This is a genomic window from Mesorhizobium sp. M8A.F.Ca.ET.181.01.1.1, assembly GCF_004792025.1.
Classification (GTDB): Bacteria; Pseudomonadota; Alphaproteobacteria; order Rhizobiales; family Rhizobiaceae; genus Mesorhizobium.
In genome coordinates, this window is record NZ_SRTV01000004.1 from 145,282 (window position 1) to 168,753 (window position 23,472).

19 protein-coding genes and 1 pseudogene are annotated in these 23,472 nt (G+C 64.1%); 14 read left to right on the top strand and 6 right to left on the bottom strand.

The window, feature by feature from the left end; genetic code table 11:
• Window positions 1–323: 323 nt before the first annotated feature.
• A pseudogene (locus EN824_RS16545) lies at window positions 324–1,727 on the top strand (2-hydroxyacid dehydrogenase); the annotation flags it as partial.
• A 10-nt stretch (window positions 1,728–1,737) separates the two neighbouring features.
• Here the strand turns inward: EN824_RS16545 and hutH are convergent.
• From hutH to EN824_RS16570, 5 genes are all read right to left on the bottom strand, one after another.
• Window positions 1,738–3,234, bottom strand: a complete 1,497-nt coding sequence (gene hutH / locus EN824_RS16550) for a histidine ammonia-lyase (RefSeq protein WP_135865021.1) — start codon at window positions 3,232–3,234, stop codon at window positions 1,738–1,740.
• Window positions 3,235–3,376: 142 nt separating this feature from the next.
• Complete coding sequence (locus EN824_RS16555; protein ID WP_135865023.1) at window positions 3,377–4,480, bottom strand: alcohol dehydrogenase family protein; 1,104 nt, start codon at window positions 4,478–4,480, stop codon at window positions 3,377–3,379.
• A 9-nt stretch (window positions 4,481–4,489) separates the two neighbouring features.
• The gene (locus tag EN824_RS16560; protein ID WP_135865025.1) at window positions 4,490–5,869 is read right to left on the bottom strand and encodes an aspartate aminotransferase family protein; all 1,380 of its coding nucleotides are present in this window, start codon (window positions 5,867–5,869) and stop codon (window positions 4,490–4,492) included.
• Window positions 5,870–5,901: 32 nt separating this feature from the next.
• Window positions 5,902–7,395: an NAD-dependent succinate-semialdehyde dehydrogenase gene (locus EN824_RS16565; protein WP_127279507.1), complete on the bottom strand. Its 1,494-nt coding sequence runs from the start codon at window positions 7,393–7,395 to the stop codon at window positions 5,902–5,904.
• Window positions 7,396–7,525: 130 nt separating this feature from the next.
• Window positions 7,526–8,017 carry an Lrp/AsnC family transcriptional regulator gene (locus EN824_RS16570; protein WP_127279508.1) on the bottom strand — a complete coding sequence of 164 codons (492 nt, stop codon included), beginning with the start codon at window positions 8,015–8,017 and terminating at the stop codon, window positions 7,526–7,528.
• Between the two features lie 83 nt (window positions 8,018–8,100).
• On the opposite strand from EN824_RS16570, the gene EN824_RS16575 reads away from it, so the two are divergent.
• The 13 genes from EN824_RS16575 to EN824_RS16635 all read left to right on the top strand — a co-directional run bounded on the left by EN824_RS16575 (window position 8,101) and on the right by EN824_RS16635 (window position 22,289).
• Entirely contained in the window at window positions 8,101–9,486 is a 1,386-nt protein-coding gene (locus tag EN824_RS16575) for a PLP-dependent aminotransferase family protein (RefSeq protein WP_127279509.1), read from the top strand.
• Between the two features lie 181 nt (window positions 9,487–9,667).
• Window positions 9,668–10,459, top strand: a complete 792-nt coding sequence (gene ehuA, locus EN824_RS16580; protein ID WP_127279510.1) for an ectoine/hydroxyectoine ABC transporter ATP-binding protein EhuA — start codon at window positions 9,668–9,670, stop codon at window positions 10,457–10,459.
• Window positions 10,460–10,529: 70 nt separating this feature from the next.
• Complete coding sequence (gene ehuB / locus EN824_RS16585; protein ID WP_135932527.1) at window positions 10,530–11,381, top strand: ectoine/hydroxyectoine ABC transporter substrate-binding protein EhuB; 852 nt, start codon at window positions 10,530–10,532, stop codon at window positions 11,379–11,381.
• Between the two features lie 166 nt (window positions 11,382–11,547).
• A complete protein-coding gene (ehuC, locus tag EN824_RS16590; RefSeq protein ID WP_127275884.1) occupies window positions 11,548–12,207 on the top strand; it encodes an ectoine/hydroxyectoine ABC transporter permease subunit EhuC in 660 nt (219 codons plus the stop codon).
• Window positions 12,208–12,241: 34 nt separating this feature from the next.
• Window positions 12,242–12,901 carry an ectoine/hydroxyectoine ABC transporter permease subunit EhuD gene (gene ehuD / locus EN824_RS16595; protein ID WP_127275883.1) on the top strand — a complete coding sequence of 220 codons (660 nt, stop codon included), beginning with the start codon at window positions 12,242–12,244 and terminating at the stop codon, window positions 12,899–12,901.
• 3 nt (window positions 12,902–12,904) lie between these two features.
• A complete protein-coding gene (eutA, locus tag EN824_RS16600; RefSeq protein WP_127275882.1) occupies window positions 12,905–13,684 on the top strand; it encodes an ectoine utilization protein EutA in 780 nt (259 codons plus the stop codon).
• 5 nt (window positions 13,685–13,689) lie between these two features.
• A complete protein-coding gene (eutB, locus tag EN824_RS16605) occupies window positions 13,690–14,682 on the top strand; it encodes a hydroxyectoine utilization dehydratase EutB (RefSeq protein ID WP_189343678.1) in 993 nt (330 codons plus the stop codon).
• Entirely contained in the window at window positions 14,679–15,671 is a 993-nt protein-coding gene (gene eutC / locus EN824_RS16610; RefSeq protein WP_127275880.1) for an ectoine utilization protein EutC, read from the top strand. Before eutB ends, eutC begins: the two co-directional genes overlap by 4 nt.
• 136 nt (window positions 15,672–15,807) lie before the next feature.
• Entirely contained in the window at window positions 15,808–16,986 is a 1,179-nt protein-coding gene (gene doeA / locus EN824_RS16615; protein ID WP_127275879.1) for an ectoine hydrolase DoeA, read from the top strand.
• 5 nt (window positions 16,987–16,991) lie between these two features.
• On the top strand, window positions 16,992–17,993 hold the full coding sequence (gene doeB, locus EN824_RS16620; protein WP_127275878.1) for a N(2)-acetyl-L-2,4-diaminobutanoate deacetylase DoeB: 1,002 nt from the start codon (window positions 16,992–16,994) through the stop codon (window positions 17,991–17,993).
• Between the two features lie 173 nt (window positions 17,994–18,166).
• Window positions 18,167–18,835: a GntR family transcriptional regulator gene (locus EN824_RS16625; protein ID WP_189343694.1), complete on the top strand. Its 669-nt coding sequence runs from the start codon at window positions 18,167–18,169 to the stop codon at window positions 18,833–18,835.
• Between the two features lie 105 nt (window positions 18,836–18,940).
• Complete coding sequence (locus EN824_RS16630; protein WP_127275877.1) at window positions 18,941–19,729, top strand: DeoR/GlpR family DNA-binding transcription regulator; 789 nt, start codon at window positions 18,941–18,943, stop codon at window positions 19,727–19,729.
• 82 nt (window positions 19,730–19,811) lie between these two features.
• Window positions 19,812–22,289: an FAD-dependent oxidoreductase gene (locus EN824_RS16635; RefSeq protein ID WP_127275876.1), complete on the top strand. Its 2,478-nt coding sequence runs from the start codon at window positions 19,812–19,814 to the stop codon at window positions 22,287–22,289.
• A 50-nt stretch (window positions 22,290–22,339) separates the two neighbouring features.
• On the opposite strand, the gene EN824_RS16640 is transcribed toward EN824_RS16635, so the two are convergent.
• Window positions 22,340–23,209, bottom strand: coding sequence for a LysR substrate-binding domain-containing protein (locus EN824_RS16640; RefSeq protein WP_127275875.1), 870 nt, complete (start codon window positions 23,207–23,209; stop codon window positions 22,340–22,342).
• Window positions 23,210–23,472 lie beyond the last annotated feature (263 nt).

Below are 23,472 nucleotides of genomic sequence, written 5' to 3' on the forward strand. Positions count from 1 at the left end.
ACGAATGTAGCAGACTCAATCAGATAGCTGGATTTTACGCGCGTCCGACTTGCCCGTACAAGGGGCCAATGGCGACATCGCACTGTACCTGAAAGGGGTGCCGCGTGCCTTCTCGGCCATGGCCATCAGGGCCTGATCGGCGGCGCGGTCACCGGCAAGATCGTGTCGCAACTCGCTGCTGGTCTGCCGCCGGTGATCGATCTCACGCCGTTCCGGGCGGATAGGTTCTGAGTGTTCAGCGCCTGCTCCACCAGCAGGCCTTCCGTCTGCATGAGGGGAACGACGTGACCGCGACCACAGACACACACGCCGTTGAGGCGATCGATCCGCAACGCGCCTACGCCGTCCTGGTCTGCGATCTGATCGGCCTGCGCTTCGACGCTGACGGAAAACCGGACCCTTCGGAGGTGCGGGCCCATATCGAAGCCAAGGGCGGCCGCTTTCATGCGGCCGGACTTGGCGACAAGGCCGCTCTCGAACGCGGGCGCGTTCATTTCTTCTACCAGCCGGATCTCAGCACTCACGAAGAGCTGATCGAAGCCGCCAGCGACGGACGCTATGATGCCGTCATTGCCGCCGCGACCTTCCTGCCCGCCGAAACCGTCTTTCCACTGGCCGGCGTGCGGATCGGCGCCGGCACCGGCAATATGGGCTCGCGCTCCTGGGGTGGCGGCAGTGGCGAGGGCGGCACCGCGGTGCTGATGAACACGCCGGGCATCAACAGCCGCGCCACGGCGCAGATGGTGATGAAGGCGATCCTGAAAGTGCTGCCGGATCTCCCGGTCGACACGCTTCACGGGCGTGTCGCGCGGGGCGCCTTCGACACCGGCAGGGAGCTGCGCGATTTCCCCACCGAAAAGCTCGAAGGCAAGACCATCACGATCATCGGCTACGGCAATATCGGCCGCGAAGTGGCCAAGCTGGCTCGCGCCTTCGGCATGCGCGTGGTGATCCACGCGCGGCCACGGCACCGCGGATGGATAGAAGCCGAGGGCTTTGCCTTTGCCGCGGACCTTGTCGAGGCGGCCGGAGGCGCCGATGTGCTCAGCGTTCACGTTGGCCTGGGCAAGCAGGATGCGCAGACCGGCCGCTACGCCAACGCCGGGCTCATTGGCGCGGACGTCTTGTCCCGCATGAACAAGGGCGCGGTGCTGGTCAACTACGATCGCGGCGAGCTTGTCGATGTCGGGGCTCTTGATGAAGCTCTGAATACAGGCCGGCTACGCCACGCCGCCATCGATGCCGACCTGTTCAGGGATGCCTCGACCGGCCGCCTGTCCGGGCCGATGCTGCCTTATCTCGGCCTCGTCGAGAAGCATGGCGCCAGGCTTGAGCTCCTGCCGCACGCTGCCGCCGATACGGACCACCCGTCGCGCGTCGCAGGCGCCAAGCAGGCTGTCGACCAGATATTCGATGTCATCTGCCGCAAATCGGTAACGAATGCGAAAGGCACGGTGCCGCAAGGCTACCTTTCCCTTGGCGCCACCACGCCTCCAGGCATTGGACCTGTGACGGCGGATCACCTTTTGAAACTGACCTCCAGCGACTGCGCCGAACTGGCGGATCTCTGCGATCGGCAAGGCCGTCTGTGGAAGGCTCTTTCCGATACCCCGCCTGCCGAGCGAGGCGCGATTGTCGTCGAACAGGGCGACGAGCTTGTCCGGTTGATCGACCGCTTCTGCCTTCTGGCCGAGAACCTCAATCTGAGGGGACCTTTTCAGAAATAGTCCGGAGTTCTCAGTCCTGGGGACCGGCCACCATACGGGCGATCCGCGTCATGTCGGCGCTCATCTCACGATCGTCGTCGAGCGGGCTGACGAGCGCACGCACCGCAGCAAAGGTGCGCTGGGGTCCTTCGCCCATGCTGTCGACGACGCCGCGCAACTCCACGCCCGTGGCCGCGAAGATCAGTTCCATCGCAACGAGATAGCGCAGGCGTTCGACAATCTCGGCGGTCTTGGCCACCACGCGCGGCGCCATCGACGACTGGTCCTCGATCCCATCCGAAACGGCCAGCGGGCTGAGTGACATCGGATTAGCGAGATGCCGGATTTCGGCTTCCAGCGCGGCGAGTGGCTTCTGCAGTTCCGCATAGCCCTGGCGGCTACCGCCCCTGGCCGACAGGAAGCGCGGCAGCTCGGCAATTGTCGGCGACATCAGCTTCATGCAGCGGTTGGCGGTGCCCACCGCGCAATGCGCGAGCGCCTGGCCGAGCTGTTCCCAGGCCAGCGTCATGGCAGTGAGGTCGAAATTGCCGTTCGAGACGACGCGTTCGTCTTCGGGCAGGATCACCGGGTTGTCGCCGGAATGGGTGAGTTCGATCTCCGTCGCGAGCTTCGCCTGTTCGAACGCGTTGAGCAGGCCGCCCCAGACTTGCGGCACACAGCGATAGCTGAGCGGATCCTGAAGCCGCCGCGCCGCTCTGTCCTTCCACAGGCCGCTTCCGGCGAGTTCCGCGCGCAGCCGTGCGCCGATCTCGCGCTGGCCGAAGGCCGGCCGCGCGGCCAGGGCATCCTCGTCGATCGCGGTCAGCGAAGAACGGAACGCCTCATAGTTGAGCGCCACCGCGGCCAGCGCCCAATCGATGAGATGGGCGACATCCTCGAGACACAGGCATGCCGTGCCGGTCGACAGGCTGTTGGCGACGATGATGGCGTGGCCGTCCTTCTCGCGCAGGTCAAGCGGTTCGAGCCCGGCCAATGCGAGCGCCTCGGCCGACGGCATGATCCTGCCCTGGTATTCGGTCTCGCCGTCGCCGCGCAGCGCTCGCGCCATGTGGCCAAGATGGGCAAGGTCCGCCGCGCCGATCGATCCCCAGGTGGGGATCACCGGATGGACGCCGGCGTTGAGCGCCGCCACGAGGCCCATGACCACGCGTTCGGAAGTGCCGGTGCCGCCGGCGGCCATGCCCGAAATGCGCGCCGTCATCAGCGCCCGCACCGCCTCGGTCGGCAGAGCAGGGCCGATGCCCATGCTGTGGCTGAGCGGCACGCTGTGCTGGAAGGCGATCAGGTCGGCCTGCGCGAGCGGCGTGTCGACACAGGCGCCGAGGCCTGTCGTGACGCCATACATCGGCTTGCCGAGCTCAGTCAGGTGCTCGATGAGCGCGCGGCTCGCCCGGATGCGGCGCATCGCCTCCTCGCCCAGCATCAGCCGCGCACTGCGCCGCGCGATCTCGGCGACGTCAGCCGCGCCAAGCGGCTTGGCGTCGAGCAGTATCATTCGGGCTGTCATGTCTCGCCTGTATCCCGTGACCAGAGGCCCGGACCAGCGGCGCGGCGGGCGTCACCATTTGTGGCGGCATGCCGGCTGGACTGCAAGCCATTCCCATTATGGCAGCGATGAGAAGGCAGGCGAAGGGACCAGGATTTTGCGATTACGCCGATCGCTCTGCGACAGCGTCCGGCACCACCACCAGCTTGCCGACAAAATCCTTTGCGACGAAATCGGCCTGCGCGTGGTGGAAATCGGAGAGCTTGTAGACGCCACCGACCAACGGTCTGATCTTGCCCCCCTCGATGTAGCGAACGATGCGACGGAAATCGGCACGCGTGCCCTGGCTCGAACCATGCAGTTGCAGCTGCTTGAGATACATGGTCCTGAGGTCAAGCTGGACGACCGGGCCTGCAATCGCGCCGGCCGTGGTATAGCGGCCCTCGGGTCGCAGGATGCGCAGCAGGTCGTTGAAGATCGCGCCGCCGACGAGATCGGCGACCACGTCGATCGGCTGGCCGCCGGTCGCTTCGGTCACGGCTTGCGGCAGGTCCGCGACGCCACGGGTGATGACCGCCTCGGCGCCGATGTCGAGTACGGCCTGTTCCTTGCCCTTGCCGGCGACCGCATAGGGAATGGCGCCACGCGCCCGCGCCAGTTGCACGATGCCGGAACCGACGCCGCCCGAGGCGCCGGTGACCAGCACGCGCTCGCCAGCCTTCAAGCCGGCGCGTTCCAGCATCTGTTCGCCGGTGAGATAAGCGCAGCAGAAGGTGGCGAGTTCGACGTCGCTCATCTCCGTGTCGACGACATGCGCGTTGTCGGCTGGCACAGCCTGATACTCGGCATAACCGCCATCGCGGCCGTGGCCCATATAGTCGATGTCGGCGAGTGAATCGTCGTCGCGGTTGTAGATGGAGAAATCGACGATCACCCGTTCGCCGATACGGTCCGGTGATACACCTTCGCCGACGGCGGCGATGGTGCCGACAGTGTCGGTGCCCTGGATGCGCGGGAAGGTCAGCGTATTGCCCTGCCTTCGCCAGGTCGACACCGCGCCCGCATCTTCCTCCGTGCCATAGGCGCCCTGGCGCACCCAGACATCGGTGTTGTTCATCCCGCAAGCGCTGACCCTTATGAGCACCTCACCTGAAGCGAGGGCAGGCACTTTGACATCGGTGCGGTAGACGAGCTTTTCAGGTCCGCCGTGCCCGGTGAGCAGCACGGCGGCCATGGTGGCGGGGAGGGTTTTGGTCATGGCATTCATGGGTCGGTCTCAGAGATTGGCGAATACGTTGTTCACGGCATCGGCGGTCTTGGCCACCACGATGTCGGCTTCCTCGCGGGTCAGGCACAGCGGCGGCGCGAAGCCGAGAATGTCGCCCTGCGGCATGGCGCGGCCGATGACGCCGCTGGCGGCAAGGGCCGTTGCGACCTGCGGTCCGATCTTGAGCGAAGGATCGAAGAAGACACGGTCGTCGCGATCCCTGACGAATTCCACCGCCGCGAGCATGCCGTCGCCGCGCACCTCGCCGACGTGTTTGTGACCGCCGACGGCCTTGGCCAGTTCGGCACGGAAATAAGCGCCGGTCTCGCCGGCATTCCGCACCAGGTCCATCTCATCGATCAGTTCGAGATTGGCGACGCCGGCTGCGACGCAGATCGGATGCGCCGAATAGGTCCAGCCATGGCCAAGCGAACCGAGCTTGTCCGAACCCTGCACCAGGACCTGCCACATCTTGTCGGCGACGATGACGCCCGACAGCGGCGCATAGGCCGAGGTCAGGCCCTTGGCGATGGTGATCAGGTCAGGCTTGATGCCGTAATGGTCGGAGCCGAACATGGTGCCCAACCGGCCGAAGCCCGTCACCACTTCGTCGGCGACCAGCAGCACGTCGTACTTTTTCAGCACCGCCTGGATTTTCTCCCAATAGCCGGCAGGCGGCGGCACGATGCCGCCAGTGCCGAGGATTGGCTCGCCGATGAAGGCGGCGACGGTTTCAGGCCCTTCGGCGAGGATCATCTCCTCCAGCTTGTCGGCGCAATGCTGCGAGAACTGTTCCTCGCTCATCGAGCGGTCGGCGCGGCGGAAATAATAGGGCGCCTCGGTGTGCAGGATCGGCGCGCGGGGCAGGTCGAAGGCATTGTGGAAGAGGTCCAGCCCCGTCAGCGATCCCGTCATCACGCCCGAGCCGTGATAGCCGCGCCAGCGCGAGATGATCTTCTTCTTCTCCGGCCGGCCCAGCACATTGTTGTAGTACCAGATCAGCTTGATGTTGGTTTCGTTGGCATCCGAACCGGACAGGCCGAAATAGACCCTCGACATGCCCTTCGGCGCGCGGTCGATGATCATCTTCGCCAATGTGATCGAGGCCTCGGTGCCGTGCCCGACATAGGCGTGGTAATAGGCGAGGTTCTTTGCCTGCGTGGCGATGGCGTCAGCGATCTTCTGGCGGCCATAGCCGACATTGACGCAATAGAGGCCGGCGAAGGCATCGATGCTCTTCCTGCCGTTGTTGTCCCAGACGGTGACGCCTTCGCCGCCGGCCATGATCCTTGTCGGCGATTCACCGCGAGCGTGCGTGCCCATATGGGTCGAGGGATGGAAGAAATGGTCGCGATCCCAGGCGGCGAGTTCGTTGGACTGGTCGAGCATTTTTTTTTACTCCTTGAAAATTCCAGTGTGGCCTACGCCACGTCGAGGCATAGATATTTGAGATCAGTGAAGGCCTCCAAGCCGTGGCGCGAGCCTTCGCGGCCGATGCCGGACTGCTTGACGCCGCCGAAGGGGATCGGCGCGCCGGTGATCTTCACACGGTTGATGGCGACCATGCCATAGTCGAGCGCGCGACCCATGCGCTGCTGACGCGCGCCATTCTCGGTCACGACATAGGCGACGAGGCCATATTCGGTCGCATTGGCGCGGGCGATCACCTCGTCCTCGTCGTCGAAGGATGTGACGGCGGCGACCGGACCAAAGGTCTCCTCACGCATGATCAGCGCTTCGTCGGCGACGTCGGCGAGCAGTGTCGGCTGGTAGAACAGCGGCCCGGCCTGATGGCGCTTGCCGCCGGCAAGGCAGCGGGCGCCGTGGGCGAGGGCATCCGCGACCTGCTCCTCGACCTTCTGGACGGCACGTTCATGCATCAGCGGCCCGATGTCGGTTTCCTCGGCAAGGCCGCTGCCGGTCCGCAGCGCGTCAATGCGCTTGGCGAATGCGGTGCAGAAGCGGTCGTAAAGCGGACGCTGGACATAGATTCGGTTGGCGGCGAGGCAATCCTGGCCTGATGTGGCGAATTTGGCGTCGACAGCAATGGTCACCGCCTTGTCGAGATCGGCGTCGGCAAAGACGATCAGCGGCGCGTGGCCGCCGAGTTCCATGACCAGCCGCTTCATCGTCGGCGCACTTTGCGCGGCGATCAGCCGGCCGATCTCGGTCGAGCCCGTAAAACTCATGGCCCGCACGCGCGGATCTTCGCACATGCGTCCAACGATCGTCGCGGCCTTGCCTGTGACGATGTTGAAGACGCCGGCCGGCAGCCCGGCGCGCTCGCCGAGTTCGGCCAGCGCCAGCGCCGAAAGTGGCGTCTCCGAGGAGGGATGCGCGACGATGGTGCAGCCGGCGGCAAGCGCCGCCGCCGCCTTGCGGGTCAACATGGCCGACGGAAAATTCCACGGCGTGACCACGCCGACGACACCGAGCGGTTCGCGCCGCACCATCATTTCCGCGTTCGGCAGATGACTGGTGACGCTCTCGGCGTTGAGGCGCTTCGCTTCCTCCGCATACCATTCGATGAAGGAGGCGGCGTAGTCGATTTCGCCGAGCGACTCTTTGAGCGCCTTGCCCTGCTCAAGCGTCATCAGCAGAGCCAGATCAGCCTTGGCGGCGATGATCAGCTCGAACCATTTTCGCAGGATTTTCGAGCGCTCCTGCGGCAACAGCGCCCGCCAGGCCGGAAAGGCGCGCGCCGCGGCGTCGATGGTTTTTGTAGTCTGCCGGCTGTCGAGTGCTGCGACAAAGGCGACGGTGGTGCCGGTCGCCGGATCGGTGACCTCGAAACTCTCGGCCGCATCGCTCGCCGTCCAATGGCCGTCGACATAGGCGAGTTCGCGCAGCAGCCGGCGGTCGGCGAGCCGGTCGAGCGCTTCGTGGCGATGCGAGCGGGCGAAATGCGCGGACATGGTCGAAGCCTCCCGGTTCGTTTTGATGCGAGGAGACTATCCTTCACCGGCAGACAGAGAGGCTGTTTGAGCGCCTGATCAGAGAGAGAATCTCTCTATTGCGCCGTGAGGGCAGCCCGTTTCTCCGGCGCTATGCCGGTGCCGGCAACAGGTCCGCAATGGGCAGCGCGATATCATCCTTCACCGTCTTGATGACGATGTAGGTGAAGTAGCGGTCGATGCCGATCTCGCGATCGAGCAAGCCGTCGACCAGCCGCTGATAGGCGTCGATGTCGCGCGCCATCACCTTCAGCACATAGTCAACGCCGCCACCCACCGACCAGCAGGCGACGATCTCGGGGATATCGCGGATGACGCGCTCGAAGCGGTCGAAATCGGCCTGACGGTGGCTGGCCAGCGTCACCTCCATCAGCACTGTGGCGACAGGCGCCACGACGCGCATGGCGATGCGGGCGTGATAGCCCGAGACGATGCCGGCTTTTTCCAGCTTGCGCAGCCGCATCCAGCACGGCGTCGGCGACAGCCCGACCTGCTCGGCCAGCGCCAGCTTGGTGATGCGTCCGTCACGCTGGATGGCGTCGAGGATTTTGAGATCGATCGGGTCGAGTTTCGCAGCAGTCATCAGCGCTCACTTTTTCGTCCATCGTACCATGAGGGCGCATTATTTCGATTGTCAATTGCACTGATTTCGATCTCTAATAAGTCATGACATTGTGGCAACCCGATCCCGCGCTTATCCGCCGGCCAGCCTATCAATCATTGGCCGACCAGTTCGCGCGCGCCATCCATGACGGACGCCTGGCCAATGGCGCGAGGCTGCCGACGCATCGCCGGCTGGCGGACAATCTCAAGCTCTCGGTGCAGACGGTCAGCCGGGCCTATGAGGAATTGATCCGGCGCGGCCTGATTTCGGGCGAGATCGGGCGCGGCAGCTTCGTCCAAACGCAGCGCCGCGAGCCGGACCCGCCCTATCTGCCCGAGCGCCTCGGTGAGGTCATCGACCTCTCGATCCTGAAACCGGTCTGCGAGCCGATGCACCTGGAGCGGATGAAGCAGGCGCTGGGCTGGCTTGCCGAAAACCTGCCGTCGAGTTCGGCACTGTCGTTCCGGCCAAACATGGTGTTCCCACGCCACCGCGCCGTGGCGGTCGAATGGCTGAAACTGTGCGGCCTCGATGCCTCCGCGCAGAACATCAGCCTGACCAATGGCGCCACCGCCGGCATGACGGTGGCGCTGATGAGCGTCGCGCCACCGGGCTCCACCGTTGCCACCGAGGCGATAGGCCATCACACGCTGGTGCCGCTCGCCCGCTATCTCGGTTTCAACCTCGAAGGCCTGCCGATCGACGAAAACGGCCTGATTCCGGAAGCGCTGGACGAGGCCTGCCGGCTGTCCGATATCCGCGCCGTATTCGTGCAGCCTTCGGTGATCAACCCGACCGCAACGCTCATGGATGCGGCGCGCCGTGAGCAGATCGCGGCGGTGGCGCGCAAGCATGACATCGCCATCATCGAGAACGATGTGCTCGGTCCCCTGGTCGAGGATCGACCGCCGCCGGTCGCTGCTTTCGCGCCGGAGCGGACGCTCTACGTCACCTCCTTCACTAAGATCACCGTGCCCGGCCTGCGCATAGGTTATCTCGCCGCGCCCGACCGTTACGTTGCGGCCGTCGCCAACCGGCATCTCGTCTCGAACTGGATGGCGACACCAATGGTGGCCGAGATCGCCACCAAATGGGTAACCGACGGCACCGCGATGGAGCTGGTGCGCTGGCAGCGCGCGGCGTTGCGTCGCCGGCAGGATATCGCTGGCGAGGTACTGGCCGGCGTCGACTACCGTGCCCGTCGCGACGGATTGCATATCTGGCTGCAACTGCCGGCCGACCGTTCCGAGGAGAGCTTTGTCGCCCAGGCTCGGTTGCAAGGCGTGGCCATAGCCCCGGGCACCTCGTTCCGCATATCGGATGCGCCCTGGCATCCGGCAGTGCGCATCTCGCTGGGTTCGACCACCGAGGGGGAACTGCGCGCCGGTCTCGGCGTTGTCACCAAGCTCTTGCTTGGCGATCCGGAGCATCTGCTGCTCGCAATCTGAACACGCCACCCACTATCGCCAGGTGGTTCTGGGGCAACGGCATGCCCAAAAAGCCAGCTGCGATTGACCGGAAAATGTGCGCAATCAGAATAATTGTCATGATATTATTTTACCAATTGACATGATTTGGCGTGTTCCCCATCGTTAAGGGCACAGGCTTCTCCAGCACGGGGAAATTCATTTGTCCGCAACCGCGCCCATCATCAAGGTCGACGCCATCTCGAAGAGCTTCGGCGCCTTCAAGGTGCTGGACGGCTTGTCCATGCAGGTCATGCCGCGCGAGAAGCTGGCGCTGATCGGCCCCTCTGGCTCGGGCAAGACCACGATCCTGCGCATCCTGATGACGCTGGAGCGCATCGACGGCGGTCACATCCAGATCGACGGCGAGCAACTCTACCACATGGAGCGTAACGGCCAATTGCTGCCGGCCGACGAGCGGCATCTGGCAAAAATGCGCCAGAAGACCGGCATGGTCTTCCAGCTGTTCAACCTGTTTCCGCACAAGAGCGTCATCGACAATGTGACGCTGGCCCCGATGCTGACCAAGGGCACACCGCGCGCCGCCGCCGAAAAACGCGCGATGGAACTGCTCGACATGGTCGGCATGGCCGACAAGGCCAAGGCGATGCCGGCGCAGCTATCAGGCGGCCAGAAACAGCGCGTGGCGATCGCCCGCGCGCTCGCTTTGCAACCGAAGATCATGCTGTTCGACGAGGTGACATCGGCGCTCGACCCGGAACTGGTCGAGGAAGTGCTCAACGTCTTGTGGCGGCTCTGCGCCGAGACCGACATGACCATGCTGCTGGTCACGCACGAAATGGGTTTCGCCCACGACTTCGCCGACCGGGTGCTGTTCTTCGATCGCGGCCGAATAGTCGAGGAAGGCAAGCCCGACGAGATTTTCCGCAATCCCAAGCAGGAACGCACGCAAGGGTTCCTGAAGAAGATCATCGCGGCCGGACACCGTGTCTGACCGCATGCCAAAGGCGGCGATGCCGTCCTGAAATCACGCAAACCAAGACAAGAACAAGGAGTTGGGAACAATGAAGAAACTTGGCATTCTGGCCGGCGTCGCCGGTCTCGCACTTTCGGCCGTGCTGGCCGCCTCTATCCCGGGGTCGGCCGACGACAGCAAGCTCGAGCAGCTAAAGTCGCAGGGCTTCGCCCGCCTGGCCATCGCCAATGAGCCGCCCTATACGGCGGTCGCCGCCGACGGCAAGGTTTCGGGTGCCGCGCCCGATGTGGCGCGCGAAATCTTCAAGCGGCTTGGCGTCGCCGACGTCGTCGCCTCGATCTCGGAATACGGCGCGATGATCCCCGGCCTGCAGGCCGGCCGCTTCGACGTCGTCGCCGCCGGCCTGTTCATGAAGCCGGAGCGTTGCGCTGCGGTCGCCTATTCCGAACCGGTCCTGTGCGACGCCGAGGCGATGCTGGTGAAGAAGGGCAATCCGAAAGGCTTCAAGAGCTACGAGGATGTCGCCAAGGACACGTCCGCCACCATAGGCGCGCCGGGCGGCGGCACCGAGGAGAAGCTGGCGCTCAACGCCGGCGTGCCGCGTGAACGTGTCATCGTCGTGCCGGACGGCCAGAGCGGCCTGAAGATGGTGCAGGACGGCCGTATCGACGCCTATTCGCTGCCCGTACTGTCGATCAATGATCTGATGAAGAAGGCCGCCGATCCGAACCTCGAAGTCATCGCTCCGGTGCAGGGTGCCCCGGTCTATTGCGACGGCGCCGCCTTCAAGAAGGGCGACGAGGCGATGCGCGACGCCTTCGACGTCGAACTCGCCAAGATGAAGAAGTCGGGCGAGTTCGCCAAGATCATCGAGCCCTACGGTTTCTCCGCGGCGGCGGCGATGTCGACCACGCGCGACAAGCTCTGCGCCGCGAAGTAGCGCTTCCTTTTTCCTTCTCCCCGTGAACGGGGAGAAGGTGGCCCGAAGGGCCGGATGAGGGGCAGCACAAGCTTTGCTTACGCTGGCACTGCCCCTCATCTGCCTGCCGGCATCTTCTCCCCGTTGAACGGGGAGAAGGAAGCTAACCGCCAACGTTGGAACCCAGATGACCCAGTGGTCCGGCTATTTCGGCCTGATATTGCAGGGAGCGCTTGTCACCATCGAGCTGACGCTGATGGGGTCGGTGCTTGCCCTGATCATGGCCTTTCTCGCTGGCATGGGGCGCCTATCGCGCTTCTTCGTGCTGCGGGCCCTGGCAACGGCCTATATCGAATTCTTCCGTGGCACCTCGATCTTCGTGCAGCTGTTCTTCGCCTATTTCGTGTTGCCCTTGGTGGGTTTCGAACTGACCCCGCTGCAGGCCGGCGTCTTGGCGCTGGGCTTGAATGTCGGCGCCTATGCCGCGGAGGTGGTGCGCGGCGCCGTGCAATCGATCGGCCGCGAACAGCATGAGGCCTGCATCGCGCTCAATCTGGGCCGCTGGCAAGGCATGCGCCATGTCATCCTGCCGCAAGCGTTTCTGGTGATGCTGCCGACCTTCGGCAACAATGCGATCGAGCTGCTCAAGGCGACATCGGTCGTCTCGCTGATCTCGCTCGCCGACCTGACCTTCCAGGCGCAGGTGGTGCGCGCCCAGACCGGCAACACCATGGTGCCGTTCACCACGATTCTCGTCATCTATTTCATCCTGGCGCTGCTCATCTCGTGGGGTGTGCGCTCGCTGGAACGCCGCATGGCGCGCGGCCTCGACGGAGTGCGCGTCTGATGGCCAGCGCATTCCTGATGAATTGGGTCCGCTGATGGATTGGGATTGGGATTTTGTCCGGCAGATCCTGCCGACGTTGATCCAGGGGGTGAAGATCACCATCCTGGCGACGCTGCTCGGTTCGGTCCTGGCTGCGATCGTCGGGTTGGGCATCGCGCTGGCGCGCCGCTCGCCCAACAAGGCGGTGTCGCGCAGCGTCGGTTGGGTGGCCGAATTCATCCGCGGCACACCGCTCCTGGTGCAGCTCTATTTCATCTTCTACGTGCTGCCCGACATCGGCATCCTGCTGCCGCCGCTGGTCGCCGGCGTGATCGGGCTCGGGCTGCACTACGGCACCTACACGGCGGAGGTCTACCGCGCCGGCATCGACAATGTGCCGCGTGGCCAGTGGGAGGCCGCTAAGGCGTGCAATCTTAGCGCCCGGCAGACCTGGTCCCACATCATCATCCCACAGGCCATTCCGCCGATGATCCCGGCATTGGCCAACTACTTCATCGCCATGTTCAAGGAGACGCCGCTGCTCTCGGCGATCACCGTGCTGGAACTGATGAACCAGGCAAAAAGCGTCGCCAACACCTATTATCGCTACCTCGAGCCGATCACGCTGGTCGGCGCCTTCTTCCTCGCCATCAGCCTGATTTCGGTCGTGCTGCTGCGCTGGCTGGAACGCCGCTACGGCAAGATCGAAAGATAAAAGATGAAACCCTTGCCCCAGATCAAGCTCGTGCCCAACCGGCCAGCGCTCGATGAGCGTCCGTTGGAGCGGCGCGTCGGCCTCATCATCCTTGCCACCGACCACACGACCGAGCCGGATTTTCGCCGCATGGTGGCGAGCGAACGGATCGGCGTCTATGTCGCGCGCATCCCCTATGCCAATCCGACGACGCCTGAGAACTTGCGCAAGATGCAGCCGGCGCTGACGGCGGGCGCGGCCTTGATCCTGCCTGACGAGCCGCTCGACGCTATCTGCTATTCCTGCACGTCGGCCTCGGTGGTGATTGGCGATGCCGAGATCGAGACGGCGATCCAGGCCGCCAAGCCAGGCGTGCCCGTCGTCACACCAACAATGGCCGGTGTGCGCGGACTGAACGCGTTCGGCGTGCGCCGGATCAGCATCCTCACGCCCTACACAATCGAAACCGCCAGGCCGATGGCGACCTATTTCGCCGAACGCGGCTTCGAAATCCTAGGCTTTACCTGTCTCGGCTTCGAGGACGACCGCGAGATGGCGCGCATTGCCCCAGCGGCCCTTGTCGATCTGGCGCGCCAGGCAATGCATCCGCAGGCCGATGCGCTGTTCGTGTCCTGCACGGCGCTGCGCGGTGCGCTCGCGGTCACCGGCATGGAACAGGCGATCGGCCGGCCGGTGGTGACCAGCAACCAGGCAACCGCATGGAACTGTTTGCGCCTTTGCAGCGATGAGACGGCCCATCCCGAATTCGGCAGTCTGATGACGCTGCCCTTGCCGCGCGGCTGATGACCATGGCGACAGTGACCCTTGGCGATATCCGTGGCGCGCGCGAGCGAATTGCCGGCAAGGTCGAGCGCACATCGATCGTGCTTTCGGCGAGTCTTTCCGAACGGCTGGGCGTGCCGGTTCATCTCAAGCTCGAGCATCGTCAGACCACCGGCAGTTTCAAATTGCGCGGTGCTTCCAACGCCGTTGCATCGCTTGATGCCGAGGAGAAGGCGCGGGGCGTCGTCGCGGCATCGACCGGCAATCATGGCCGTGCGCTCGCCCACGCGGCGAAGCTCGAGGGCATGCGTGCGGTGATCTGCATGTCTCGGTTGGTACCCAAGAACAAGCTGGACGAAATCCGCCGCCTCGGCGCGGAAGTCCGTATTGTCGGCAACAGCCAGGACGATGCCCAGAAGGAGGTCGAGCGGCTGGCGGCGGAGGAAGGGCTTGTCATGCTGCCACCCTTCGACCATCCCGCGATCATCGCCGGGCAAGGCACGCTCGGGCTGGAGATGATCGAGCAGGTCCCGGATGCCGCTCTGGTGCTGGTGCAACTCTCCGGAGGTGGGTTAGCATCGGGTATAGCGGCCGCAATCAAAGGCGTTAGCCCCGGCACAAAAATAATCGGCGTGTCGATGGCGCGCGGCGCGGCAATGAAGGCGAGCCTCGATGCCGGCCACCCCGTGCTGGTCGAGGAGCTGCCGACGCTGGCGGATTCGCTCGGCGGCGGCATCGGCCTCGACAACCGGCTGACCTTCGCCATGTGCCGCGACCTGCTCGACGATGTCGTCCTGCTCAGTGAGGACGAAATCGCCGCCGGCATTCGCCATGCCTATGAACTGGAACGCGAGATCGTCGAAGGAGCAGGTGCGGTAGGCATCGCAGCACTGCTCGCCGGCAAGGCCAAGGCGGAGGGGCCGGTGGTGGCTCTGCTTTCCGGCCGCAACATCGACATGGAACTGCACAGGAAGATCGTCTGCGGGGAAATGCCATCGATTTCGGAGCGCGCCGCATGAGCAGGATGACCATCCTCACCGAAGCTGAACTGCGCACGATCGTGACGCTCGATCTCGACGCCGTCGCCTGTGTCGAGAATGCCTTCCGCGCGCTGGCAACATTGCCGGTGGCCATGCCGCCGATCCTGCGCCTCGACATCGCCGAGCATCGCGGCGAGGTCGACGTGAAGACCGCCTATGTGCCCGGTATCGACGGCTTCGCCGTCAAGATCAGTTCCGGCTTCTTCGACAATCCAAAGCTCGGTCTGCCAAGCGGTGGCGGCATGATGGTGCTGCTTTCGGCAAAGACCGGTGTGGTCGAAGCCTTGCTGCTCGACAATGGCTATCTCACCGACGTCCGCACCGCCGCCGCCGGCGCCGTCGCGGCCAAACACCTGTCGCGAGAGGACTCGTCCGTCGCCGCGATCTTCGGCGCCGGCGTCCAGGCCGGGCTACAGCTCCAAGCCCTGATGCTGGTGCGGCCGATCACGCGGGCCCGCATCTGGGCACGCGATGCCGCCAAGGCGGAGACGGCCGCGGCCGCCTTGCGCGAAAGGCTCGGCATCGACGTGGGCGCTGTATCAGACGCAGCCAACGCTGTCGCCGGCGCCGACATCATCGTCACCACCACGCCGTCGACCGAGCCGCTGATCAAGGCCGGGTTTGTCTCGGCCGGCCAGCACATCACCGCCATGGGGTCCGACGCCGAGCACAAGAACGAGATCGCGCCGGCGATCCTGCGCATGGCCGATCTCTACGTCGCCGACAGCGCGAAGCAGACGCGGCGGCTGGGCGAACTGCACCATGCCATCGCCGCCGGCGTGATGGCAGCCGATGCCGAGGTCACCGAACTTGGCCGGATCATCGCCGGCGAAAAACACGGTAGGCGCTCGGCCAGCGACATCACCATCGCTGACCTGACCGGCACCGGCGTGCAGGACACTGCGATCGCCACGCTCGCCCGCGACCGCGCGCTGGCGGCCAATGCCGGAACCATTTTCGAAAGCTGATCCTGGCCGCGGGAGCATGATCCGGAAAAGTGGCAACCGGCTTTCCGACCAGATCGTGCTCCGACAAAAGAATACCTGGAGACAGATTCAACGAAGTTGAAGCGGGCTCCAGGCCCAACAAACGAGGACCAACAAAATGCAGCCGAACCTGAAATTCTCGCGAAGCGAATACGCGGATCGCCTCGCCAAGACGCGCAAGGCGATGGAAGCCAAAGGCGTCGATCTCCTTGTTATCAGCGATCCATCCAACATGGCCTGGCTGACTGGATATGACGGCTGGTCCTTCTATGTGCATCAGGCGGTCATCGTGCCGCCGTCGGGCGAGCCGGTCTGGTACGGCCGTGGCCAGGACGCCAACGGCGCCAAGCGCACTGCTTATCTCGCGCATGACAACATCGTCGGCTATGCCGACCACTATGTGCAGTCGACAGAACGCCACCCGATGGACTTCCTGTCCAGCGTGCTGAGCGATCGCGGCTGGGGCAAGCTTGTCGTCGGTGTCGAGATGGACAATTACTGGTTCTCCGCCGCCGCCTTCGCCTCCTTGCAGAAGCATCTGCCCAACGCCCGCTTCGTCGATGCCACCGCACTGGTCAACTGGCAGCGCGCCGTGAAGAGCCCGACTGAGATCGACTATATGCGCAAGGCCGCCCGCATCGTCGAGGCGATGCACCAGCGCATCTTCGACAAGATCGAGGTCGGCATGCGCAAATGCGATCTCGTCGCCGAGATCTACGATGCCGGCACGCGCGGCGTCGACGGCATCGGCGGCGATTACCCCGCGATCGTGCCGCTGCTCCCGTCAGGCGCCGACGCCTCGGCGCCGCACCTGACATGGGACGACAAACCGATGAAGCGGGGCGAGGGGACGTTCTTCGAGATCGCCGGCTGCTACAACAGGTACCATTGCCCGCTGTCGCGCACCGTCTTCCTCGGCAAGCCGACGCAGGAATTCCTCGATGCCGAGAAGGCGACGCTGGAAGGCATGGAAGCCGGCCTTGCCGCCGCCAGGCCCGGCAACACATGCGAGGACATCGCCAACGCCTTCTTTGCCGTCCTGAAGAAATACGGCATCGTCAAGGACAACCGCACCGGCTATCCGATCGGAATTTCCTATCCGCCGGACTGGGGCGAACGCACCATGAGCCTGCGTCCCGGCGACCGCACCGAGCTCAAGCCCGGCATGACCTTCCATTTCATGACCGGCCTTTGGCTGGAGACAATGGGACTGGAGATTACCGAGTCCATCCTGATCACCGAAACCGGTGTGGAGTGCTTGGCCAATGTGCCGCGCAAGCTGGTGGTGAAGGATTGAGCCCGATGTCCAGTCATCGCCCGTCGCCGATCGCGCCGACCGTCGATTTCGAGCGCGACGGCGTCCAGCATGGTTTCCTCCGCTTGCCCTATAGCCGCGACGACTCGGCCTGGGGCTCGGTGATGATCCCGATCTGCGTCATCCGCAACGGCAAGGGGCCGGCGGCGCTGCTGACCGGCGGCAACCATGGGGACGAGTATGAGGGGCCGCTGGCGCTCTACGAACTCGCCCGAACGCTCGATCCCAGCCAGGTCAGCGGCACGGTGATCATCGTGCCGGCGATGAACTATCCGGCTTTCCGGGCCGGCACGCGCACCTCGCCGATCGACAAGGGCAACATGAACCGCAGCTTTCCCGGCCGGCCGGACGGCACGGTGACGCAGAAGATCGCAGATTATTTCCAACGCGAGTTGCTTCCCCGCGCCGACCTCGTCTTCGACTTTCATTCCGGTGGCAGGACGCTGGATTTCGTGCCGTTCTGCGCCGCGCACACGCTGCCGGACAAGGCGCAGGAGCAGAAAGCCTTTGCCGCGGTCGAGGCTTTCTCGGCACCGTTCTCGATGCGCATGACCGAGATCGATGCGATCGGCATGTATGACACGGCGGCCGAAGAGATGGGCAAGGTCTTCGTCACCACCGAACTCGGCGGCGGCGGCACATCGCGAGCTGAGACGGTGCGGATCGCCCGGCGCGGCATCCTCAACGTGCTGCGTCATACCGGTATCGTCGCCGGGGCGGTCGAGACGCGCAAAACCCAGTGGCTGGATATGCCCTCGGGAGATTGCTTTTGCTTCGCCGAGGACGACGGCATGATCGAAACCATGATCGATCTTGGTGAGCCCGTCGAAGAAGGCGCGGTACTGGCCCGCATTCATTCCACCGGCCGCACTGGCGTTGCTCCACGGGAAATCCTGGCGAAAATGTCGGGCATGCTGGCGGCACGGCATTTCCCTGGGCTGGTCAAGGCCGGCGACTGCGCAGCGGTGGTCGCCATGAAGGTCGATTGACTGACGTGATTTCTCCGCCCGGACCAAGCTGGGGCGGACCAGCCATCGACAGCTTCTCGTGTCGCTCTTCGGCCAGAAACCAAACCGCTCTCGTACACGGGATACTTATATCGCCGGAGGTTTTCCACTAGGCTAGCGATCGCGTGGCATGGGAGCATCGATTGCGCGGATTTATGGAGGGCCTGATCGAGAGGCCGCAGACGGTGGCGGAACAGGTCGCCAATGTCCTGCGCGAGGCTATAGCCAGCGGATCGCTGAAGGCAGGCACTACGCTGCGCCAGGATGAACTGGCCGACCAGTTCGGCTTCAGCCGCATGCCTATACGGGACGCGCTCCGACAATTGGAGGCGGAAGGCATTGTTTCCATTCATCCCACGAAGGGCGCGCATGTCGCCTGGATGGACGGTGCCGAGATCGCCGAAATCTATGCGGTGCGCGAATTGCTCGAATGCGAGGCGCTCCGGCTGTCCGTGCCGGTCCTGCCCGGCACCAAGCTTGAAGAAGCCGAGCAGGTGCTCGATCAGATCGACGCCGAGCGCAATGCTGGCCGCTGGGGCGCCCTGAACAGGGCCTTTCACCTCTCGCTCTACGATGCCTGCGGCAACCGTCGTTTGCTTGACCTGATCGAGGCGCATCACAACGCGGCCGACCGTTATGTCCGCATCCTGCTGTCGAACCTCGACTACCGCGCCCGCTCGCAGAGCGAGCATCGCGACCTGCTGGCCGCTTGCCGGCGGCGTGACGAGAAGAAGGCCGTGAGCGTTCTGAGGCAGCATCTTCGCGAAGGCAGCGACACACTCGTCAATGCGATAGATGGCGGCGGACGGTGGCGAAAATCCTAAGCCCGAGGGGCAGGGCCGTCCGCGATCGATGCCATGGCGCGCGGTTGCCAGTGGGGCGGTTCGCTGCCACATATTGCAACATCAACGCTCGACATAAGGATCGCCATGTCTCCCGTCAGCCACCTGCCGGCACGTGCCCTTGCCCCGCGCCGCCATGATGAGATCCTGCGGCGGCTGGGCGCCCAGGGCTCCGTCAGCGTCGCCGAACTGGCTGGGTTCTTCGATGTCTCGCGCGAAACCATCCGCCGCGATTTGAAGTTGCTTTCGGACCAGGGCAGGCTCGGCATCGTGCATGGCGGGGCCGCCCGTTTCGAGCCGAGCGAGCCGGCGATGAGCTTGCGCAGCCAGGAAAATGCCGGCGGTAAGGCGGCGGTCGGCAGGGCTGCCGCCAGGCTGGTCAGGGATGGCATGGTGGTCTTTCTCGATTCCGGCACCACCACTTTGGCCGTCGCGCATGCCATATCGGAACTGCGCGACCTCACCATCTGCACGGCCAGCCTGAAGATAGCGCTGCATCTATGCCATGTCCCCGGCATGCGCGTGCATATGCTGGGCGGCGAAGTCGACCCCGGCGAGGAGGCGGCTGTCGGCATCGACACGCTCGATGCGATGGCCCGCTTTCGTGTCGACATCGCCTTTCTTGGCGGCGGCGCGCTGTCGCCGGACGGGGAGGTGACCGACTTCACCCGCGCCGGAGCCGAACAGCGCGGCCGCATGATCGCCCTTGCCGGCAAGGCCTATTTCGTGCTCGACGCCAGCAAGTTCGGCAAGCTGACGCCGCTCAGGATTCCCAACTTCGAACGTGCCGCCGGGGTGATCGTCGACGCCAATCCCGAACTGGCGCTTGCCGAAGCGCTTTCGCAAAAGGGTCCAGAACTCATCGTCGCAGCTTGATGTGATATTTTGTGACTTTATGGGTTGATATTTGGTTTTCTCGTGCTAATGTCCCGGCCATCCTTCAAATGGCGGAACGCTCATGGCTCATGAATTTCCCACCCAGGCTCGAATCGTCATTGTCGGCGGCGGCATCATTGGGTGCTCGGTCGCCTACCATCTGACAAAACTCGGCTGGACCGATGTTGTCGTGCTCGAACAGGGGCAACTCAGCGGCGGCACCACTTGGCACGCGGCTGGTCTTGTCGGCCAGTTGCGCAGCCATTCCAACATGACCAGCCTGATCCGCTATTCCACGCAGCTCTACAGCGAACTGGAGGCCGAGACCGGTCTTGCCACCGGCTGGAAGAATTGCGGCTCGCTGTCAGTTGCGCGCACGGCCGACCGCATGACGGTGCTGAAGCGCACGGCTGCGTCGGCGCGCGCCCAAGGGGTAGAGATCGACGTCATCTCGCCCAGGGAGGCTGGCGATCTGTGGCCTGTCATGGCGACAAACGATCTCGTCGGCGCTGTCTGGCTGCCCGGAGACGGTAAGGCCAATCCCACCGATCTCACGCAATCGCTTGCCAAGGGCGCGCGCAATGGCGGCGCCAAAATCTTCGAGCGGGTCAAGGTCACTGGTATCAGCGTCAGCAACGGCGTCGCTTGCGGCGTCGAGACCGGCCATGGCGACATCGCCGCCGAGATCGTCGTCAATTGCGCCGGCCAATGGGCGCGCAAGGTCGGGCTGATGTGCGGCGTGTCGGTGCCGCTGCATTCGGCCGAGCACATGTACATCGTCACCGGCCGGATAGAAGGCGTGCATCCGGATCTGCCCGTCATGCGCGATCCCGATGGCTTCATCTACTTCAAGGAAGAGGTCGGCGGCCTGGTCATGGGCGGCTTCGAGCCGCATGCCAAGCCGTGGGGCATGAACGGCATTCCCGAAAATTTCGAGTTCGCGCTGCTGCCGGATGATTGGGACCAGTTCGAAATCCTGATGGAAAACGCGCTGGTGCGCGTGCCGCAGCTGGCGCAGGCCGAGGTCAAGAAATTCTACAATGGTCCCGAGAGCTTCACGCCGGACAATAATTTCCTCCTCGGCGAGGCGCCGGAGTTGAAGAATTTCTATGTCGGCGCTGGCTTCAATTCGATGGGCATTGCCAGTGCCGGTGGCGCCGGCAGGGCGCTGGCCGAATGGATCGTCAACGGCGCGCCGACCATGGATCTGTGGCCGGTCGACATCAGGCGCTTCGCCTCGTTCAACAACAATCCGCGCTGGCTGCATGACCGGGTCAAGGAGACGCTCGGCCTGCATTACGCCATGCCATGGCCGAACCGCGAACTGGACACCGCGCGGCCATTCCGCCGTTCGCCGCTTTACGACCGGCTCGCCGCCAAGGGCGCGTGCTTCGGCTCCAAGATGGGTTGGGAGCGCGCCAACTGGTTTGCGGGTCCAGGAGAGACAGCCGGGAACGACTATGCCTTCGACCGCCAGAACTGGCACGCGGCGGTGCAACGCGAGATGAAGGCGACGCGCGAAGCCGTCGCCATCTTCGACCAGACCTCCTTCGCCAAGCTCCTTGTCCAGGGGCGCGACGCCCGTGCCGTGCTGAACCGGATCTGCGCCGGCGACATCGACGTGCCGGTCGGCACTTCGGTCTACACCGGCGTGCTCAATGCGCGTGGCGGCTACGAAAGCGATCTCACCGTGATGCGGCTTGGCGCGGAAAAATTCCTCATCGTCACCGGCTCCGCCCAGGCCGTCCACGATGCAGACTGGATCGTCAAGAATATCCCGGCGGACGCGCATGCGATACTGACCGACGTCACCTCATCCTATGCGGTGCTGGCGTTGATGGGACCGCGTTCGCGCGACCTCCTGGGCAAACTGTCATCGGCGGATCTTTCCAATTCCGGCTTCCCCTTCGCCACTATCCGAGAAATCGATATCGGCTATGCCACAGCCTACGCCAACCGCATGACCTATGTCGGTGAGCTCGGCTGGGAACTGATCGTGCCGACCGAATTCGCGGTCGGCGTCTACGAGGCGCTGCATCAAGCCGGTCGTGAATTCGGCCTTGCCGACGCCGGCTACTACGCGCTCGATGCCTTGCGCATCGAAAAGGGTTTTCGCGCCTGGGGTCGCGAGTTGACGCCTGATATCAACCCGTGGCAGGCCGGCCTTGGCTTTGCCGTCGCGATGGACAAGCCGGGCGGCTTCATCGGCCGTGATGCGCTCGCCGCCGCGAAATCCTCGGCGGCGCCGACCAGGCGCATCGTGCTGTTCACTACAGACGATGCCGAGCCGATGCTGTGGGGCGGCGAGCTGATCCTGCGCGACGGCAAGCCGGTCGGCGAGGTGCGCTCGGCTGCCTACGGCCACACACTCGGCCGTTCGGTGGCGCTCGGGCTGATCGAGCACGAAGCGGGCGTCGATGCTTCATTCCTGGCCAACGGCCGTTTCGAGATCGATCTTGCCGGCGTGCGCCATGCGGTTACCGCGCATTTGCGCAGCCCCTATGATCCGAAGTCGGAGCGGGTGAAGGCCGATGCAGTGGAGATCAAGGTCGCGGCTTAAAGCATGATCCCGAAAAGTGGGAACCGGTTTTCGGAAGAGATCATGCTCAATTAGTCCGCCGACATCGAGCGCGCCATGTCGAGAAAGGCGCGCACCAGTTTGCCGCCGCTGCGCTCGCGCAGGCAGATCAGCGCCTCGTCCATCAAGGTCTCGGGCGCATCGATGGTGATCGGGACGAGCCTCGAATCTTGGCCGAATTCGGCCGCCGAGACAAAGCCGATGCCGGCGCCCGAGGCGACGATCTCGCGCACGGCTTCGCGGCCCTCGGCTTCGATCACCGGCCTGAGCTCGACCTTCGACGTCGCCGCCAGGTCTTCGAGCTTCTGGCGCGTCTTGGAACCGCGCTCGCGCATGACCAGCGATTCCAGCGCGAGCTGCTTGAGCGTCAGCGACTTCTTCCCTGCCAGCGGATGGTCGATGGAGGTGAAGGCGATGATCGGCGTCGAATTCAGTTTCAGCACCTCGAAGTCGCGCCCGGCGGGCACCTCGCCCAGCACGCCGATATCGGCATCGTAGCTGTAGAGGCTGCTGATCACCGTCTCGGTGTTGCCGGCGCGCACCGAGACCTGCACGCCGGGATAGCGGGCCCGGAAGCTGCCGAGGATGTGAAGCAGGTGGTGCGCTGCATCGGCGACGATGCGCAGCGTGCCGGAACGCAAAGCGCGCGACTCGGTCAGGAGCTCGAGCGCCTGTTGCTCGGTATCGAACATGCGGTGGGTTATTTCGAGCAGCTTCTGGCCCGAATGGGTCAGAGTAACCTGCTTCTTGTTCCGATTGAACAGCAGCACGTCATACTCTTCCTCGAGCTTGCGCACCTGGTCCGATATCGCCGGCTGGGTCAGGAACAGTGCTTCGGCGGCCCGCGAAAAGCCGCCGGAGATCGCCACTTGGTGAAAGGCTCGCAGCTGAACATAGCGCATCCTGTGTGCCTTTCGGGTCTCGAAGCCACCTGTACCTTATCATAAGCCTGGCTCGCCAAAAGGACGGAATAAACGATTCCGCTAATGTCTGGGGATGAGCCCTCCCATGTTCACAGCCGTGTCATGAGCGGCATGCAGCCTGTCCAATACAGTTGTGTTCATCGTTCTAATCGATACATCGATACAAAATAACGATTTTACAAATACGTCGTCCGGACCAACAATGGCGCCACATCAAAAAAGCAGCGACCTGTCGGAGGACA